15 protein-coding genes are annotated in these 18,102 nt (G+C 67.9%); 6 read left to right on the top strand and 9 right to left on the bottom strand.

The features are described from left to right. Positions 1–112 precede the first annotated feature (112 nt). A complete protein-coding gene (locus tag O0J73_RS15105) occupies positions 113–919 on the bottom strand; it encodes an NAD-dependent protein deacetylase (RefSeq protein WP_308309051.1) in 807 nt (268 codons plus the stop codon). Between the two features lie 56 nt (positions 920–975). Beyond that, on the bottom strand, positions 976–1,377 hold the full coding sequence (locus tag O0J73_RS15100; protein WP_004153688.1) for an acyl-CoA thioesterase: 402 nt from the start codon (positions 1,375–1,377) through the stop codon (positions 976–978). Between the two features lie 91 nt (positions 1,378–1,468). On the opposite strand from O0J73_RS15100, the gene O0J73_RS15095 reads away from it, so the two are divergent. Beyond that, complete coding sequence (locus O0J73_RS15095) at positions 1,469–2,104, top strand: LysE family translocator (protein WP_197564776.1); 636 nt, start codon at positions 1,469–1,471, stop codon at positions 2,102–2,104. A gap of 103 nt (positions 2,105–2,207) precedes the next feature. On the opposite strand, the gene O0J73_RS15090 is transcribed toward O0J73_RS15095, so the two are convergent. Then, positions 2,208–3,227 (bottom strand): ribonucleotide-diphosphate reductase subunit beta, encoded by a 1,020-nt coding sequence (locus tag O0J73_RS15090; RefSeq protein WP_004153683.1) that lies wholly within the window; start codon positions 3,225–3,227, stop codon positions 2,208–2,210. 125 nt (positions 3,228–3,352) lie between these two features. Continuing rightward, positions 3,353–5,755, bottom strand: coding sequence for a ribonucleoside-diphosphate reductase subunit alpha (locus O0J73_RS15085; RefSeq protein WP_004153680.1), 2,403 nt, complete (start codon positions 5,753–5,755; stop codon positions 3,353–3,355). A 526-nt stretch (positions 5,756–6,281) separates the two neighbouring features. Between O0J73_RS15085 and O0J73_RS15080 the strand changes: the two genes are divergently transcribed. Then, the gene (locus O0J73_RS15080; protein ID WP_308309050.1) at positions 6,282–7,118 is read left to right on the top strand and encodes a DUF2884 family protein; all 837 of its coding nucleotides are present in this window, start codon (positions 6,282–6,284) and stop codon (positions 7,116–7,118) included. A gap of 58 nt (positions 7,119–7,176) precedes the next feature. On the opposite strand, the gene zapE is transcribed toward O0J73_RS15080, so the two are convergent. After that, on the bottom strand, positions 7,177–8,277 hold the full coding sequence (gene zapE, locus O0J73_RS15075; RefSeq protein ID WP_004153673.1) for a cell division protein ZapE: 1,101 nt from the start codon (positions 8,275–8,277) through the stop codon (positions 7,177–7,179). Then, the gene (locus O0J73_RS15070; protein ID WP_053448505.1) at positions 8,274–8,945 is read right to left on the bottom strand and encodes a CocE/NonD family hydrolase; all 672 of its coding nucleotides are present in this window, start codon (positions 8,943–8,945) and stop codon (positions 8,274–8,276) included. Before O0J73_RS15070 ends, zapE begins: the two co-directional genes overlap by 4 nt. Positions 8,946–8,988: 43 nt before the next feature. On the opposite strand from O0J73_RS15070, the gene O0J73_RS15065 reads away from it, so the two are divergent. Beyond that, entirely contained in the window at positions 8,989–9,846 is an 858-nt protein-coding gene (locus tag O0J73_RS15065) for an EamA/RhaT family transporter (protein WP_308309049.1), read from the top strand. 311 nt (positions 9,847–10,157) lie between these two features. Here the strand turns inward: O0J73_RS15065 and O0J73_RS15060 are convergent, their stop codons facing one another. The 3 genes from O0J73_RS15060 to O0J73_RS15050 all read right to left on the bottom strand — a co-directional run bounded on the left by O0J73_RS15060 (position 10,158) and on the right by O0J73_RS15050 (position 13,109). Beyond that, entirely contained in the window at positions 10,158–11,603 is a 1,446-nt protein-coding gene (locus O0J73_RS15060; RefSeq protein WP_308309048.1) for an ExeM/NucH family extracellular endonuclease, read from the bottom strand. A gap of 173 nt (positions 11,604–11,776) precedes the next feature. Then, positions 11,777–12,295, bottom strand: a complete 519-nt coding sequence (locus O0J73_RS15055) for a c-type cytochrome (protein WP_005407662.1) — start codon at positions 12,293–12,295, stop codon at positions 11,777–11,779. A gap of 205 nt (positions 12,296–12,500) precedes the next feature. Then, complete coding sequence (locus O0J73_RS15050; RefSeq protein ID WP_004153662.1) at positions 12,501–13,109, bottom strand: TetR/AcrR family transcriptional regulator; 609 nt, start codon at positions 13,107–13,109, stop codon at positions 12,501–12,503. Positions 13,110–13,269: 160 nt separating this feature from the next. Between O0J73_RS15050 and O0J73_RS15045 the strand changes: the two genes are divergently transcribed. From O0J73_RS15045 to O0J73_RS15035, 3 genes are read left to right on the top strand one after another with little or no spacing between them, the layout of a single operon-like run. Beyond that, entirely contained in the window at positions 13,270–14,433 is a 1,164-nt protein-coding gene (locus O0J73_RS15045) for an isovaleryl-CoA dehydrogenase (protein ID WP_197564744.1), read from the top strand. A gap of 10 nt (positions 14,434–14,443) precedes the next feature. Next, positions 14,444–16,054: a carboxyl transferase domain-containing protein gene (locus O0J73_RS15040; protein ID WP_197564743.1), complete on the top strand. Its 1,611-nt coding sequence runs from the start codon at positions 14,444–14,446 to the stop codon at positions 16,052–16,054. A gap of 41 nt (positions 16,055–16,095) precedes the next feature. Continuing rightward, positions 16,096–18,078 (top strand): acetyl/propionyl/methylcrotonyl-CoA carboxylase subunit alpha, encoded by a 1,983-nt coding sequence (locus O0J73_RS15035; RefSeq protein WP_308309052.1) that lies wholly within the window; start codon positions 16,096–16,098, stop codon positions 18,076–18,078. Positions 18,079–18,102: the final 24 nt, after the last annotated feature.

The following is an 18,102-nucleotide window of genomic DNA, read 5'->3' as shown; positions in this document are numbered from 1 at the left end:
GCGGGGGGACAGGCGGATGGGGGGACGTATTGCAGCGCCGCACGGCCTGCGAATCAACCGTCTGGATGGATCGCTGTTTCGCGATGGGCGCGCAGCCGAACGTGTGCTCGGTTCAGGGTGACGCCCACGCGGCCAGCGCCTCTGCGCAATCGCGCTCGTCCTTGAACTGAAGCAGGCCGTCGGCGCGGGTGCGGCCACGGTTCAGCGCCGCCACCGGCAATCCCGCCCTGGCCGCGGCCTGCACGAAGCGGAAGCCGGAATAGACCATCAGCGACGAGCCGACCACCAGCACCGCATCGGCCTGCTGCAGGTGCTCGTGCACGGCGGCCACGCGCTCGCGCGGCACGTTTTCGCCGAAGAACACCACGTCCGGCTTCAGCAGGCCGCCACAGTGCGGGCAGTCCGGCACCACGAAGGCGGAGAAATCCGTTTCCAGATCGGCGTCGCCATCGGGCGCGATGCCGGCCTCGAGCGCGTCCCAGCCGGGGTTGGCCTCGCGCAGGCGCTGCTGGAACTCCTCGCGCCCGCTGCGGCGCTCGCAGCCCATGCAGCGCACCAGATCCAGCCGGCCGTGCAGGTCGATCACATTCTGGCTGCCGGCGCGCTGGTGCAGGCCATCCACGTTCTGGGTAAGCAACACCTGCAGCTTGCCGCGGCTTTCCAGCGCGGCCAGTGCCTGGTGGGTGCCGTTGGGCCGGGCCAGGCCGAAACGCGGCCAGCCCAGCAGGCTGCGTGCCCAGTAGCGCTGCCGGGTGGCCGCCTCGCCCATGAAGGCCTGGTAGGTCACAGGCGGCGTGCGTTTCCACTGGCCGTCGCTATCGCGGTAATCGGGAATGCCCGAGGCGGTGCTGCAACCGGCGCCGGTCAGCACGAACAAGCGCTGGGCGCGGTCGATGAAGTCGGTCAGCGGCAGGGTCATGGCTGCCAGATGGGGGCGCGCATGCGCCCCCGCAAGCGCCGGTTCAGCCGGCGGGGTCAGGCCGCCGGCAGCGGCGGCACCGCGATCGGGTGGCCTTCCTCGTCCAGCGCGATCATCACGAAGTGACCGCGCGTGCACAGCTTGCGCTCGCCGCTGTGCAGGTCTTCGGCCACCAGTTCGACCTCGACCTTCATCGAGCTGCGGCCCACTTCGACGATGCGGCCGATGGTCTCCACCATCTGGCCGATGCGGATCGGCAGCTTGAAGTCGACCTGGTCGCTGCGCGCGGTCACTACGGTGCGGCGCGAGTAGCGGGCGGCGGCCAGGAAGGCGGCCTTGTCCATCCACGCCAGCGCCTGGCCACCGAACAGGGTGCCCAGATGGTTGGTGTGGTTGGGGAAGACGATTTCGGCCATGCGCACTTCGGTGGGCGGCACGGTCTCGGGGATCGGGGTCATGGGCGGTGCTTCGCTGTGGGGTGCCGCGATTTTAAGCCAGGCCCCGTGCAGGCGGCGCTACACTGCGCCACGCCCCCTGCCAGGACCGCCCATGCCCGCGACCTCCGATCTGCTGGCCTTCGCCCTCATCTCGCTGGGCATGGTGCTCACGCCCGGGCCGAACATGATCTACCTGGTTTCGCGCTCGATCTGCCAGGGCCGCCGCGCCGGCCTGATCTCGCTGGGCGGGGTGGCGCTGGGCTTCGTGTTCTACATGCTGTGCGCAGCGCTGGGCATCACCGCCCTGCTGATGACCGTGCCGCTGGCCTATGACGCGCTGCGCATCGGTGGCGCGCTGTACCTGCTGTACCTGGCCTGGCAGGCGCTCAAGCCGGGCGGCCGCTCGCCGTTCGCGGTGCGCGAGCTGCCGCCGGACGGCCCACGCAGGCTGTTCGCGATGGGCTTTCTGACCAACCTGCTGAACCCGAAGATCGCGGTGATGTACCTGTCCCTGCTGCCGCAGTTCCTGCACCCGGAAGGGCATGGCAGCGTGCTGGTGCAGTCACTGGTGCTGGGCTTCACCCAGATCGCGGTCAGCGTCAGCGTCAACGCGGTGATCGCGGTGATGGCCGGCAGCATTGCCGGCTTCCTGGCCGCGCGCCCGACCTGGCAGGCGGTACAGCGCTGGCTGATGGGCACCGTGCTGGCCGGGCTGGCGGTGCGCATGGCGGTGGAGGGGCGGCGCTGATTGCAGGGTCGAGAACAGCAGTCGAGCATGGCTCGACGCTGCAGAAACAAAAAACCCCGGCGTTGGCCGGGGTTTTTTGTTGCGACAGGCCTGACCGGTTCGATCAGAAGTTCATGTCGAAGGCGACTTCGCCCTGCACGCCGACCTGGTAGGCCGAGACGCGGCGTTCGAAGAAGTTGGTCAGCTCCTGTACGTCCTGCAGTTCCATGAACGGCAGCGGATTGCGCACGTTGTACTTCTTTTCCATGCCCAGCTTGGCGAAGTGCTGGTCGGCACAGTGCTGCAGGTACTGGCGCATGTCGCGGGTGGAAATGCCAGCCACGCCGCCGGACAGCACGTCCTCGGCGAACTGCACTTCGCACTCGATGGCTTCGGCCAGCATGTCGTAGACCTGCTGCTTCATCTCTTCGTCGAACAGGTCCGGCTCTTCCTCGCGCACCACGCGCACCGACTCGAACGCGAACTCCATGTGCGCGCTCTCGTCGCGGAACACCCAGTTGGTGCCCGAGGCCAGGCCCGGCAGCAGGCCGCGCGAACGGAAGTAGTACACGTAGGCGAACGCAGCGAAGAAGAACAGTCCTTCGATGCACGCAGCGAAGCAGATCTGGTTGAGCAGGAACTGGCGGCGCTCGGCACGCGTCTCGATGCGCTTCAGGTCCTGGATCGAGTCGATCCACTTGAAGCAGAAATCGGCCTTCTTCTTGATCGAGTCGATGTTCTCCACCGCGGCGAACGCTTTGACGCGCTCTTCCGGGTCCGGCAGATAGTTGTCGAGCAGGGTCAGGTAGAACTGCACGTGCAGCGCTTCTTCATACAGCTGGCGCGACAGGTACATGCGCGCTTCCGGCGCATTGAGGTGCTGGTACAGGTTCAGCACCAGGTTGTTGGACACGATCGAATCGCCGGTGGCAAAGAACGCGACCAGGCGGTGGATCAGGTGGCGCTCACCCGGCGACATCTTGCTGTGCAGGTCGGTGATGTCGATCTGGAAGTTGATCTCTTCCACCGTCCAGGTGTTCTTGATCGCGTTCCGGTACATGTCATAGAACTGCGGGTAGCGCATCGGGCGCAGGGTCAGTTCAAAACCGGGATCGAGCAGCATCTGCTTGGGCTTGTCGGCCATGGGTGTTTCCTTGAATTCCTGGGTGAGCCGCCGGGCATGGCCCGGCGCTACCGTGGGTGATGATCGTTGGCCGGGGTTGGGGGGCGCCGCCCCGCGGCCGGCACTACCGCGCGGCGGTGCCGCTCTTACTGGCAGGCCTCGCAGGCTTCCGGGTTTTCCAGCGAGCAGGCGATGGCTTCGTCCGGGCTGAACACCTTGGCGGGGGCCGCGCTGCTCACCGTGGTCTTGGCGATCTTGGTGGCCGGGCGCGAACGCAGGTAGTAGGTGGTCTTGATGCCCTGCTTCCAGGCGTACATGTACATGGAGGACATCGCGCCGATGTTCGGGCTTTCCATGAACAGGTTGAGCGAGGCCGACTGGTCGATGAAGGCGCCACGCTCGGCGGCCATGTCGATCAGCGAACGCATCGGCAGTTCCCACGCGGTGCGGTAGACCTCGCGCAGCGTTTCCGGAATCTGCGCCACGCCGGCGATGGAGCCTTCGGCCAGCTTGATCGCATCGCGCATGTCGGCGGTCCACAGGCCCAGCTTCTTCAGCTCGTTCACCAGGTAGCGGTTGACCTGCAGGAAGTCACCGGACAGGGTCTCGCGCTTGAACAGGTTGGACACCTGCGGCTCGACGCACTCGTAGCAGCCGGCGATCGAAGCAATGGTCGCGGTCGGGGCAATCGCGATCATCAGCGAGTTGCGCAGGCCGTGTTCCTTGATGCGCTCACGCAGGGCATCCCAGCGTGCGGTGTCTTCCGGCACCACGTTCCAGGCGTCGAACTGCAGTTCGCCGCTGGCGGCACGGGTGTCGTTGAACGACGGGTGCTTGCCGCGTTCCTGGGCCAGCTCGCAGGAGGTTTCCAGCGCGTGGAAGTAGATCGCTTCGGCGATCTTCTTCGACAGGGCGCGGGCTTCGGCGCTGTCGAACGGCAGGCGCTTGCGGAAGAACACGTCCTGCAGGCCCATGCAGCCCAGGCCGACCGGACGCCAGCGCAGGTTGGCGCGGCGGGCGGTTTCGATCGGGTAGAAGTTCAGGTCGATGACGCGGTCGAGCTGGCGCACGGCCAGGCGCACGGTCTCGGCCAGCTTCTCGAAGTCGAACTCGTTGTGCTCGTCGAAGTGGTTGCCCAGGTTGATCGAACCCAGGTTGCACACGGCGGTTTCATCGTTGGAAGTGACTTCCAGGATTTCGGTGCACAGGTTGGACAGGTGGATCACGTTGCCCGGGCGCAGGGTCTGGTTGCTGGCGCGGTTGCACTTGTCCTTGAAGGTCATCCAGCCGTTGCCGGTCTCGGCCAGCGTACGCATCATGCGGGCGTACAGCTTGCGCGCGGAGATGGTGCGGTTGGCCTTGCCCTGGGCTTCGGCCTGCAGGTAGGCCGCTTCGAAAGCTTCGCCGAACAGGTCGGTGAACTCCGGCACCACGCGCGGATCGAACAGCGACCATTCCTGGTCCGCCTCGACGCGCTTCATGAACAGGTCCGGCACCCAGTTGGCCAGGTTCAGGTTGTGCGCACGGCGGGCTTCGTCACCGGTGTTGTCACGCAGCTCGAGGAAGTCCTCGACGTCGGCGTGCCAGGTTTCCAGGTAGACGCAGGCCGCACCCTTGCGCTTACCGCCCTGGTTCACCGCGGCCACCGACGAATCCATGGTCTTCAGCCACGGCACGATGCCGTTGGAGTGGCCGTTGGTCGACTTGATCAGCGAACCACGCGAACGCACGCGGGTGTAGCTGACGCCGATGCCGCCGGAGAACTTCGACAGCTGGGCGATGTCGCCGTACTTGGAATAGATCGACTCCAGCGAGTCCTGCGGCGAGTCCAGCAGGAAGCACGAGGACAGCTGCTCGTGGGTGGTGCCGGAGTTGAACAGGGTCGGGCTGGACGGCAGGTAGTCCAGGTTGCCCATGCGCTTGTACAGCGCCAGGGTCTCGGACACGTCCTCGCTCAGCGCGCTGGCGATGCGCAGGAAGAACTGCTGCGGGGTCTCGATCACCTTGCGGGTGTGCGGGTGGCGCAGCAGGTAGCGGTCGTACAGGGTGCGCAGGCCGAAGTAATCGAAGTTCAGGTCCAGCGCACCATCGATGGCGTCGTTGAGCTTGCGTGCATTGGTCTGCACGAAGTTCAGCAGGCGGTCGTTGATCAGGCCGACTTCATGGCCACGGCTGACCGACTGCGAGAAGGCGTAGATTTCCTGGCCCGAGACTTCCTTGGCGATGTAGTTGGCCAGCAGGCGCGCGGCCAGGCGGCCGTACTCGGGCTCTTCACCGATCAGCAGGGCGGCGGTGCGGATGGACAGTTCGTCCAGCTCGCGGGTGGTGGCGCCGTTGTACAGGCCGGAAATGGTGCGGGTGGCCACGCGCATCGGATCGACGGCGTGCAGGCCTTCGGAGGAACGCTGCACCGCGCGCACGATCTTGTTCAGATCCACCAGTTCGGTGGTCCCGTTGCGCTTGGTCACACTCATCGCGTTGGCCGTCGGCGGCGACGTCAACAGGAATTCGCTTTCCTTCTCGATGGTGGCGCTGGATTCGGTGCTCACGGCGTGTGTCCTCTTGGCGTGATTGGGGGTGCTCGATGCATCGGGTGACGCAGCCCGGGACATGACAGCCCAGGATGGCAGGACGGCGTCGCAGGGGATGAGACCCTGCGCCTGCCACTGCCGTTGACGATCGCGGATGGGTGCTGCTGCCCCCTGGAATTGGGGTTGCTGCGACCGACGGCCACAAGATAGTGGGGGTAATGGGGGCCGTCAACGCCAAATGTAGTGAAATTCGGCAATCCCTTGCGCCGCAAGGATCGTGCCATCAGCGCCTCATCGGGACGCTTCAGACCTGCCGGATCGGGCTGCGCAGTCAAGCCCGAAACGCGTCATCGCGGTGGTACAACGCCGCGCGGAAACGGAACAATGACAGCTTCACATGACAGTGATGAAGCTGGCTAGGGACAACCCTGTGGATAGGTGGTGGGCAGCCGGTGGGAATGCGGTGGACGGGTGACTTCCGGCCGGTGACGCCCGCGCGCTGGCAGCGGATGCTGGCCGCTCGCTTCTGGAAAAGGACCGTCCGATGCACCTGCGCCTGAACGCCCTGGCCCTGCTGGCCGCGCTGTTCATTCCTCCGGCGCTGGCCGCCGAGGGGCCGGTCCTGCGGTCAGACCAGTGCGGCATCCACACCGACTACGACGTGCTGGTGGACAGCGGCGGCATCTGGCTGCGGCATGGCCCGCAGGCCCCGCATGAGGTGGTGTTCCACGATGGCGAACTGAGCCTGGACGGCACGATGGTGACGGTCAGCGCCGCCGACGCGGCCCGGCTGCGGCAGATGGAGGCTGGCGCCCGCCAGTTGATGCCGGCGGCCACCGCACTGGCCCACGAGGTCTCCGGGGTCACCTTCGATGCGCTGGACGCCGCCTTCGAGGCCATCACCGGCAAGTCCCGCAACCGCCAGATGCGCGCGATGCGCGAGGAGACGCAGCGCTGGATCGACGCCAGCCTGGGCCGTGGCTATTGGGAACAGGAAACCTTCGGCGACGGCTTCGACGCACACATCGACCAGATGGCCGAAACCATGGCCGCGTCGATGACCCGCAGCGTGCTGTGGCAGGTGTTCACCGGCCGCGCCGGCGCCATGGAGCGCCGTGCCGACCGCCTGGACGCGGAAGTCGACCGACGCATGGAAGCGCGCAGCCAGCAGCTGGAGGCCAAGGCGATGGCGCTGTGCCCGCTGGTGCAGTCGCTGGCAGCGGCCCACGACGCGCTGGAGGTGCGCTACCAGGGCCAGCCACTGCGGCTGCTGGAGCGTGGCGAAAGCCTACGGGTGGAACACGGCAACGGCTCCGGCCTGCATGTATCGGCCGGGCCGGATGAGCGGCCGCGTGACAACGCCGTGGCGCCGACCCGGTAGACGCCTGGCGTGGTCGGGCCGGCCGCTGGCCGGCAACGCATTCACCCGCAAACCACCCTCACGCCCGGTGCGGGGTACCCAGGTATTCGGCGCTCTGCATTTCGATCAGGCGCGAGGCGGTGCGCTCGAACGCGCCCTGCAGGCGCTGGCCGGTATACAGCTCGATCGGCGAAGTGCTGGCGGTGCAGACCAGGTTGACGTGGCGGTCGTACAGCTCGTCGATCAGGTTGACGAAGCGCCGCGCCGCATCTTCGTTCAGGCGATCGAAGGCGGGGATGCCGCCCAGCAGCACGGTGTTGAACTCGTGCGCGATCTCGATGTAGTCCGACGGTCCGCGCGGGCCTTCGCAGAGTGCAGCGAAATCGAACCAGGCGATGCTCTTGCCGCGGCCGCGCACCGGGATCTTGCGGCCCTCGATCTCGATGTTGCCGGGCTTGGCCGGCTGCCCGCCGCTCAGTTCGTTCCAGCGCGTGGCCAGCCAGTCATCGCTGTCGGCCGCCAGCGGCGCGCGGTACACCGGCGACCGGGTCAGCGCGCGCATGCGGTAGTCCTCGGTGCCCTCGGCGTACAGCTCCACGCAGAAGCGCTGCAGCAGGCCGATGGCCGGTAGGAAGCTCTCGCGCTGCAGGCCGTTGAGGTACAGGTTCTCCACCGCCGTGTTGGAGGTGGTGACCAGGGTCACGCCCTCGGCAAACAGGCGTTCCAGCAACCGCGCCAGCAGCATGGCATCGCCGATGTCGGTGACGAAGAATTCATCCAGCACCAGCACGCGCAGGTTGCTGCGCCATTCCTGGGCGATCTTCGCCAATGGGTCACTCTGGCCCTGGTGCTCGCGCAGGCGCTCGTGGACGCTGCGCATGAAGCGGTGGAAGTGGGTGCGGTACTTCTGCTTGATCGGCAGCCCGTCGTAGAACAGGTCGACCAGGAAGGTCTTGCCACGGCCGACGCCGCCCCAGAAGTACAGGCCCTTGACCGGCTCGGGCTTCTTCCAGAACGAGGACAGCCGGTCCAGCCAGCCGTCTTCGGCGCTGTCGACCAGGCCCAGGTGGATGCGGTCCAGCTCGGCCAGCGCGGCGTGCTGGGCCGGGTCGTTCTGCCAGTCACCACGGGCGACCCCTTCGGCGTACCGCTGCGACGGGGTCAACTCGGTTGCACTCATGCCGCCGCGCCCAGCCAGTGCTTGACGCCGTGGGTCAGCGCGCCGCGCAGGTCGATCAGCTTGCGGTGGAAGAAATGGCTGGTCTCGGGCATGCGCACCAGTTCGTGCGGGAGATCCAGCGACGCCAGCCACTGGTAGACCGCCTGCGGGTCGACGATCTCGTCCTGCTCGCCCTGGATCACCAGCCAGCGCGCCGGCGGTGCGATGCCACCGAAGTCCCAGCGACCGGCCGGCGGCGCGATCGAAATCAGCGCTTCGGGCTGCAGCTCGGCGGTCGCCTTCAGCGACACGAATGCGCCGAAGCTGAAACCGGCCAGCCACAGGCGGTCATCGGGGCGCTGGCTGCGCACCCAGGCGGCGACCGCCTTCAGGTCGTCCTGCTCGCCCACGCCGTGGTCGAACTCGCCAGCCGACGCGCCGACGCTGCGGAAGTTGAAGCGCACCGTGGTGATGCCCAGCTCGCGCAGGGTGTTGGCGGTCATGGTGACCACCTTGTTGTGCAGCGTGCCGCCCTCGGTGGACAGCGGATGGCAGACGATGGCGACGATCGGCTGCACCGGCACGTCGGCCTTGGGCAGGTCGACGACCACTTCCAGCGGGCCGGCCGGGCCGTCCAGTTCGAGGCAGGCGGTTTCGCCGGGGGCGACGGGGAACGAGGGCTTGTGCATGGCAACATGATACCGTCCCTCGCCCCTGCCCTGTGCCCGCCCCATGCTCTACCTGTCCTTGGCCGTGATCTGCAGCGTGCTGGTTTCGGTGTTGTTGAAGGTGGCCGCACGCCGCCAGCTGGATGTCGCGCAGATGGTCACCTGGAACTACCTGGTGGCGGCAACGCTCACCGCCGTGGTGCTGCAGCCGCCGCTGGATGCACTGCGCGCGCCGCATGCGCCGTGGCTCTCGCTGCTGGCGCTGGCGGTGGTGCTGCCGTCGATCTTCCTGGTGCTGGGCCGCGCGGTGGCGGTGGCCGGCATCGTCCGCAGCGACGTGGCGCAACGGCTGTCGTTGCTGCTGTCATTGGCCGCCGCGTTCCTGTTCTTCGGCCAGACCGCGACGCCGTGGAAGCTGGCCGGCCTCGGCCTGGGCCTGCTGGCGATGGTGGCGATCAGCCTGCGCCCGCGCGGCCCGGCAGTGGCCGCCTCACCCGGCGGCTGGGGCTGGCTGCTGGGGGTGTGGGCCGGGTTCGCGGTGGTGGACGTGCTGCTCAAGCAGGTCGCGTTGTCCGGTACGCCGTCGATGGCGGCAGTGCTGGCCAGCTTCAGCGTGGCCTTCGTGCTGATGCTGGCATTGCAGCTGTGGCGGCATGTCAGTGGCCGCAACCGGCTGGCCTGGCGCAACCTCGGCGCCGGCGCGCTGCTGGGCCTGCTCAACGGCGGCAACATTCTTTTCTATGTACATGCGCACCAAGCCATGCCTGAAAGCCCGGCCACCGTGTTCGCCGGCATGAACATCGGCGTGGTGGTGCTGGGTGCACTGGTGGGTGTGTTCGCCTTCGGCGAGGCCACCACGAAGTGGAACCGCGCCGGCCTGGCGCTGGCGGTGCTGGCGATCGGGTTGATTGCCTGGGGGTGAGCGTTGGTTGCGGCGGGCCATTTCCGCGCCCGCGGTGGGATGTCACTTTTCTTTTCGCGCGAAAAGAAAAGTAACCAAAAGAAACGCGCCGCCAGCCGCGAGCCGGTGCTGTGCACCGGTACCCTGCGCTTCTCGGTGAACCAGGGGACGGCGCCGAACTCGCTACGCTCAGACATCGGCGCCTCTTCGCCCCTGATTCACCTGCGATGCTCGGCTCGTTTGAAGGCGGACTGAAAGGTCAAAAGCAACAGCAGGATCAGTGCCGCCCCCCATGTACGCGCCCACACCCAAGCGGATGCCCAACCGCTGGGTTATTTATCGAAGCCCAGCAGCAGCGGGTCGTGGTCGGAGCTGCGCCACGGGCCCTGCACGTTGCGGCCCTGGTAGCCGCTGGCGTCCTGCTCGTCGGCGTTGCTGTGCCATTCGGCGGCGCCACGCAGGCGCTTGGCCATGCCCGGGTTCAGCAGCGCGTGGTCGAGGCGGCCGGTGTAGCCGTTGTAGACGTAGCTGTAGGGATGCTCGACCTTGGCAACCTTGAACGCGTCCTGCCAGCCCAGGTCATGCAGGGTGCGGATCGGATCTTCCATGGCGTAGGCATTGAAATCGCCCAGCAGTACCGCGTCCCTGGCACCGGTGCCGGTCGGGTCGGTCTGCAGCCAGGCGTGCAGCTGCTGCGCCGAGGTCACGCGGGTGGCGTTCCAGCATCCCTGGTTGTCGTTGTGGTCGGCGTCGGCGCCGGCGGCATCGCGGCAGCCCTTCGACTTGAAGTGGTTGGCCACCACCACGAACGGCGCGCCGTGCTTGCCCTGGAACGCCTGCGCCAGCGGTACGCGACTGTGCTCGACGAACGGGCCGCCGGTCAGCGTGGCCGGCTTTCCGACCGGCTGCAGGCGCGTGCTGCGGTAGATGATGCCGACCCGGATCGGGTTGTCGCCGGGGCCGTTGCCGGCATCGACGAAACGCCAGTCGCCCTGCGCGCCGCGGTCGCGGTTGAGCGCATCGACCAGTTCGGCGATGGCCGACTGCGGACCGTAACCGTCGTTCTCCAGCTCCATCAACGCGGCAACATCGGCACCGAGCGCGTTGACCGTGGTCACCAGCTTGGCCACCTGTGCCTTGTGCTCGTCCAGCGTGCGCGCACCGCGCAGGGTCGGGAAGCCGCCGCCCTGGCCGTCACCGTTGAAGAAATTCTCCAGGTTGAAGGCGGCCACGTGCAGGCTGCCCGGCACCGTCGGCACCGCCGGGCGCTTCAGTTCCGGCAGCTTCAGCACGCCTTCGACCTGGAGGCGGGGCCGGCCCTGCGCATCCACCCGCACGATGCCTTCGACGTTGCGCAGCTGCATGCCGGTACGCAGCACCGGGTTGCCCGGCAGGTAGGCCACACTGGCCGGGTCGCGGGCGTAGCTGCCATCGTCCAGCAGCAGGCGACGACGCTGGTTGTCGGCCATCACCTGCTCGTAGCCGGCGGTACCCGGCGCGGCCACTTCGGTTGGCTGCCAGAGGCGGCCGTCGAAGGCCACGGTGAGTTGGCCGAAGCGCTCCAGGCCGTCGGTACCAGCCAGGGTCAGCGGCGCGGCGATACGCACCCGCTGTCCCTCCAGCGCGCGCCAGTCGGCCGGGGCCGCAGTCAGCACCACGGTGGCGCTGCTGCGCGCGGCAGGCGTTGCCGGGGCCGGTGCAGCCTGCGGCAGGGCCTGGGCGAAGGCGCTGGCCGGCAGCAGCAGGGTCAGTGCAAGGGCAAGGGAGCGGCGGCGCATCGACGGGCGATTCCAGGGAAGAGGGCGCACAGACTAACCCTGAAATGCGAAACCCTGCTTGCGCAGCGGGGTTTTGGCCCGGGTGGGCAAAACCGGGTAGCGCCGGCCGCTGGCCGGCAACCCCATGACCTTCATGCGATGCGTGGTGGCCGGCCAGCGGCCGGCACTACCGGTTACTTCAGGTTGCCCAGCATCCAGTCCACGGTGGCGTGGATCTGTTCCTCGGTCAGCGCCGGGTTGCCGCCCTTGGGCGGCATGATGCCGCCGTCCGGGCCGGTGTAGCCCTCGATGGCGTGCTTGTAGAGGGTGTCCTTGCCCTGCGCGATGCGCTTGTCCCAGTGCGAGTGGTCCAGTGTCGGTGCCATGCCCACGCCGGTGGTGTGGCAGGCGGTGCACAGGTTGTCGAAGATGACCTTGCCGTCCTTGGTGCCGCCATAGGCCACCTGCGAGGCGGCCTTGGCCAGCGCGGCGGCCTTGGCAGCGGCCTGCGCGGCGGCGCCGGTGCTGCCGGCATAGACCGCGCCGGTGGGCGAAATGCGCTGCTCGGTGCGCTTGGCCGCGGTCGGCGACACCTCCGGCGGAATCCGGGTGTGGATGTAGGCAGCAAGGAGAATGAGGCCGAGGGTGATGGTCGCCAGCAGCGCGATCACCATGGAGAAGCGTTTCAGGAACTCCAGATCGTAATTCCGCACTCTTCGTTACCCCTGGCTGATAGTCGTTGGACCACGGCTGAGCGACTGCGTGATGGACCGAGTATAGAACGCGCTTCGCGTGCGACAACAGGCTTCAGGGCTGGTGCGGCGCAGCATGCCTGCCCGGTCGCGCCGGCCGCTGGCCGACATCGCCATCCCGCCGGATGGATCGTACAGAAGCCGGCCAGCGGCCGGCTCTACCGGATTACCGGGCGCCGATCGCGCGCAGGCAGAAGCTGCAGATCGCATCCACCAGTGCGTCCTCGTCGCGGTGCGCTTCGCGGCTGGGTGCGGTCGGGCCGACCATCGCCTCGGTGAAGGCGCCGACCAGGCAGGCGGCGGCCACGTGCGCGTCCTGCACCGGCAGCTCACCAGCTGCCACGCCCTCTTCCACCAGGCGCAGGAACACGTCACCAAAGGCGCGGCGGCCGCGCATGCGCTCGGCTTCCACGTCCGGGTCGACCGGTTCGACGATGAAGGCATGGGCCAGCCCCGGCCCGGCCAGGGCGCGGCGGACGAAGGCGGTGATCGCCAGGCGCAGGCGCTCGCTGGCCACCTCCGGGCCGCTGGCGATGCGCTCCATGATCGCCACCTCGTGGGCCACGGCGGCGTTGAGCACCTCCACGAACAGGTCGGCCTTGGACGGGAAGTGCCGGTAGATCAACCCGGTGGACACCCCCGCCTGGGCTGCCACGGCGGTTACCGGGGCGTTGCGCCAGCCGCCCGCGGCGACCAGCTCGCGGGTGGCCAGCAGGATCCGTTCCCGGGCCCCGGCCAGGCGTTCTTCCATCAGTGCAGAGCGTTTGTAGGCCATGTTTTGATTCTAGTTTCAATTTTTGAATTTGTGTTCACTTCTTTCCCGAACCCCGCTACGCTGGGGTCCATCGCCCGTGCGGGTGACGGTCCTGCCGACCGCCGCCCGCTCCCCCGCCGGGTGCGTCCATTCCCTGTAGTCCCGCCGTGGAGCCACCGCAATGCACGTGCCATCCCTGAACTTCGATCTTGGCGAAGATATCGACCTGCTGCGCCAGAGCGTGGCCCATTTTGCCGCCGCCGAGGTCGCGCCGCTGGCCGCCGAGGCCGATGCGACCAACCAGTTCCCGCTGGCCCTGTGGCCGAAGCTGGGCGAACAGGGCCTGCTCGGCCTGACCGTTGAAGAAGAATACGGCGGCACCGGCATGGGTTACCTGGCCCACGTGGTGGCGATGGAAGAAATCTCGCGTGCCTCCGGCGGCATCGGCCTGTCCTACGGCGCGCACTCCAACCTGTGCGTGAACCAGCTGCGCAAGAACGGCAGCGAAGAGCAGAAGCAGCGTTTCCTGCCCGGCCTGTGCAGCGGCAGTCTGGTCGGCGCGCTGGCGATGAGCGAACCGGGCGCCGGTTCGGACGTAGTGTCGATGAAGCTGCGCGCCGACAAGCGTGGCGACCGCTACGTGCTCAACGGCAACAAGATGTGGATCACCAACGGCCCGGACGCCGACGTGCTGGTGGTCTATGCCAAGACCGACATGGACGCCGGTGCCAAGGGCATCACCGCGTTCCTGGTCGAGAAGGGCATGAAGGGCTTCTCCACCGCGCAGAAGCTGGACAAGCTGGGCATGCGTTCCTCGCCCACCTGCGAGCTGGTGTTCCAGGACTGCGAGATTCCCGAGGAGAATGTGCTGGGCCAGGTGGGCGGTGGCGTGCGCGTGCTGATGTCCGGCCTGGACTACGAGCGCGTGGTCCTCTCCGGTGGCCCGCTGGGCCTGATGGCCGCGGCCATGGACGTGGTGATGCCGTACGTGCACGAGCGCCACCAGTTCGGCGAGCCGATCGGCAGCTTCCAGCTGATCCAGGCCAAGATCGCCGACATGTACGTGGGCCTGGGTGCCTGCCGCGCCTATGTCTACGCCGTGGCGCGTGCCTGCGACCAGGGCCGTACCACCCGCCAGGACGCGGCCGGTGCGATCCTGTACGCCGCCGAGAAGGCTACCTGGCTGACCGGCCAGGCGATCCAGATCCTGGGCGGTAACGGCTACATCAACGAGTACCCGACCGGCCGCTTGTGGCGCGACGCCAAGCTGTATGAAATCGGCGCCGGCACCTCGGAGATCCGCCGCATGCTGATCGGCCGCGAACTGTTCCAGCGCACCCTGTAAGGCCACCGCGATGACCGTCCTGAACAGCCAGCTGCAACCGGGCAGCGAAACGTTTGAAGCCAACCGCACGGCCATGCAGGCCGTGGTCGATGACCTGCATGCCACCCTCGCCCGCACCGCGCTGGGTGGCAACGAGGCCGCGCGTGCCAAGCACACTGCCCGCGGCAAGCTGCTGGTGCGCGACCGCATCGATGCCCTGCTCGACCCCGGCAGCGCCTTCCTGGAAATCGCGCCGCTGGCCGCGCACGGCATGTATGAAGACGCTGTGCCCGCCGCCGGCGTGGTGGCCGGCATCGGCCGGGTAAGTGGCGTGGAATGCGTGATCGTGGCCAACGACGCCACGGTCAAGGGCGGCACCTACTACCCGATGACGGTGAAGAAGCACCTGCGCGCGCAGGAGATCGCCGAGCAGAACCACCTGCCGTGCATCTACCTGGTCGATTCCGGTGGCGCGTTCCTGCCGCTGCAGGACGAGGTGTTCCCCGACCGCGACCATTTCGGCCGCATCTTCTACAACCAGGCCAACCTGTCGGCGCAGGGCATTCCGCAGATCGCCTGCGTGATGGGTAGCTGCACCGCCGGTGGCGCCTATGTGCCGGCGATGAGCGATGAGACGGTGATCGTGCGCGAACAGGGCACGATCTTCCTGGGCGGCCCGCCGCTGGTGAAGGCGGCCACTGGCGAAGTGGTGACCGCCGAGGAGCTGGGCGGTGCCGATGTGCACACGCGCATTTCCGGCGTGGCCGACCACATGGCCGACAACGACCTGCAGGCGCTGGCCCGGGTGCGCGCGATCATCGCGCAGCTGAACTGGCGCAAGCCGGAACCGGCGATGGCGGTGCAGCCTTCCGAGGAACCGCTGCTGCCGGCACACGAGCTGTACGGCGTGATTCCGGCCGACACCCGCAAGCCTTACGACGTGCGCGAAGTGATCGCGCGCCTGGTCGACGGCTCGCGCTTCGACGAGTTCAAGCCGCGCTACGGTGCCACGCTGGTCACCGGCTTCGCGCATCTGAACGGCTACCCGATCGGCATCATCGCCAACAACGGCATCCTGTTCTCGGAGTCGGCGCTGAAGGGCGCGCACTTCATCGAACTGTGCACCCAGCGCAACATCCCGCTGGTATTCCTGCAGAACATCACCGGCTTCATGGTCGGCCGCAAGTACGAACAGGGCGGCATCGCCAAGGACGGTGCCAAGCTGGTGATGGCGGTGGCCTGCGCCAAGGTGCCCAAGTTCACCGTGGTCATTGGTGGTTCGTTCGGCGCCGGCAACTACGGCATGTGCGGCCGCGCCTATTCGCCCAACTTCCTGTGGATGTGGCCGAACGCGCGCATCGGCGTGATGGGCGGCGAACAGGCCGCCAGCGTGCTGGCCACGGTCAAGCGCGATGGCATCGAAGCCAAGGGCGGGCAGTGGCCGGCGGCGGAAGAAGACGCCTTCAAGGCACCGATCCGCGAGCAGTTCGAGCAGCAGGGCCACCCCTATTACGCCAGCGCGCGGCTGTGGGATGACGGCGTGATCGATCCGGCCGACACCCGCCGGGTGCTCGCTCTGGCGCTGTCGGCCAGCCTCAACGCCGCCCCTCAGCAGACGCGCTTCGGCGTGTTCCGCATGTAACCCGTGCCATGACAGAGCAAGCTCCCATGAAGCCCGTCGCCATGTTCAGCAAGATCCTGATCGCCAACCGCGGCGAGATCGCCTGCCGCGTCATCGCCACCTGCCGCCGCCTCGGCATCGCCACCGTGGCGGTGTATTCCGATGCCGACCGCAACGCGCGCCACGTGCGCCTGGCCGACGAAGCCATCCACATCGGCCCGGCCGCCGCACGTGAGAGCTACCTGCGCAGCGATGCCCTTCTCGACGCCGCGCGCCTGACTGGCGCTCAGGCGATCCACCCCGGCTACGGCTTCCTGTCCGAGAACGCCGACTTCGCCGATGCCTGCGCAGCGGCCGGCATCACCTTCATCGGCCCGCCGGCCAGCGCGATCCGCGCGATGGGTGACAAGAGCGCGGCCAAAGCGCTGATGGCCAAGGCCGGCGTGCCGCTGACCCCGGGCTACCACGGCGACCAGCAGGAACCGGCGTTCCTGCGCGCGCAGGCCGATGCCATCGGCTACCCGGTGCTGATCAAGGCCAGCGCCGGCGGTGGCGGCAAGGGCATGCGCAAGGTCGAACGCAGCGAGGACTTCGTCGATGCGCTGGCCAGCTGCCAGCGCGAAGCGGCCTCGGCGTTCGGCAACGACCACGTGCTGGTCGAGAAGTACGTCGAGCGCCCGCGCCATATCGAGATCCAGGTGTTCGGCGACAGCCACGGTGAGGCGGTGTACCTGTTCGAGCGCGACTGCTCGGTGCAGCGGCGCCACCAGAAGGTGCTGGAAGAAGCCCCGGCCCCAGGCATGAGCACCGAACGCCGCGCGGCGATGGGCCAGGCCGCGGTCGATGCCGCGCGTGCGGTGGGCTACGTCGGTGCCGGCACCGTGGAGTTCATTGCCGGCCCGGACGGCGATTTCTACTTCATGGAAATGAACACCCGCCTGCAGGTCGAACACCCGGTGACCGAGTACATCACCGGCACCGACCTGGTGGAATGGCAGCTGCGCGTGGCCGCTGGCCAGCCGCTGCCGCTGCGCCAGGACCAGCTGGCCATCCACGGCCATGCCATCGAAGCGCGCCTGTATGCCGAAGATGCGGACCGCGGCTTCCTGCCCTCCACCGGCACCCTGCGCCACCTGCACCTGCCGGTGCCGTCGGCGAACGTGCGCGTGGATACCGGCGTGGAGCAAGGCGACAGCATCACCCCGTTCTACGACCCGATGATCGCCAAGCTGATTGTCTGGGACGTGGACCGCGATGCCGCGCTGCGCCGCATGAGCCAGGCCCTGGCCGACTGCCAGGTGGTCGGCGTGACCACCAATGCCGGCTTCCTGCGCCGGCTGGTGAACACCGATTCGTTCGCGAACGCCAGGCTGGATACCGCGCTGATCGAACGCGAACAGGCGGCGCTGGGTCACGTGGGCGATACCGGCGATGCGCTGTGGATGCTGGCGGCGGTGGCCGCCGTGACCTGCACCGCAGGCGCCAGCTGCGATGCGCGCGACCCGCATTCGCCGTGGCAGGCGCAGGACGGCTGGCGCCTGGGTGCTTCGGCGCCACGCTTACTGCCGCTGCAGCAGGGCGAGCGCCGGCACACCCTGAAGGTGTGGGCGCAGGCCGATGGCTGGCGCGTGCAGTGCGATGACGCGGCGCCGGTGCAGGTGACCGGCACCGCCAATGCGCGGGGCATGACCGTGCAGCTGGAGGGCCGACGCTGGTCGTTGCAGGTGCTGCGCGAAGGCGACCAGCTGCATCTGTTCGGTGCCGATGGCCAGCACCGCTTCACCCTGCATGACCCGGTGGGCGAATCGGACCACGCCGCGGCCGATGCCGGCAGCCTGCTGGCACCGATGCCGGGCAGGATCGTGGCCACGCTGGTCGCGGCCGGCACCGAGGTCAAGCGCGGTACGCCGCTGGTGGTGCTGGAAGCGATGAAGATGGAACACACCCTGCAGGCCCCGGCCGATGGCACGGTGAAGGGCTACCGCGCCAAGGCCGGCGACCAGGTCGGCGACGGCGCGGTGCTGGTGGACTTCGAAGCGGCGTGATTGCCGGGGCGGCGCCCCCGCAGC

This window comes from Stenotrophomonas sp. Sm6012, from assembly GCF_030985895.1.
GTDB lineage: Bacteria > Pseudomonadota > Gammaproteobacteria > Xanthomonadales > Xanthomonadaceae > Stenotrophomonas > Stenotrophomonas forensis.
Note: the sequence above shows the minus strand (reverse complement) of the source record. Positions and strands in the feature narration are given on the sequence as shown.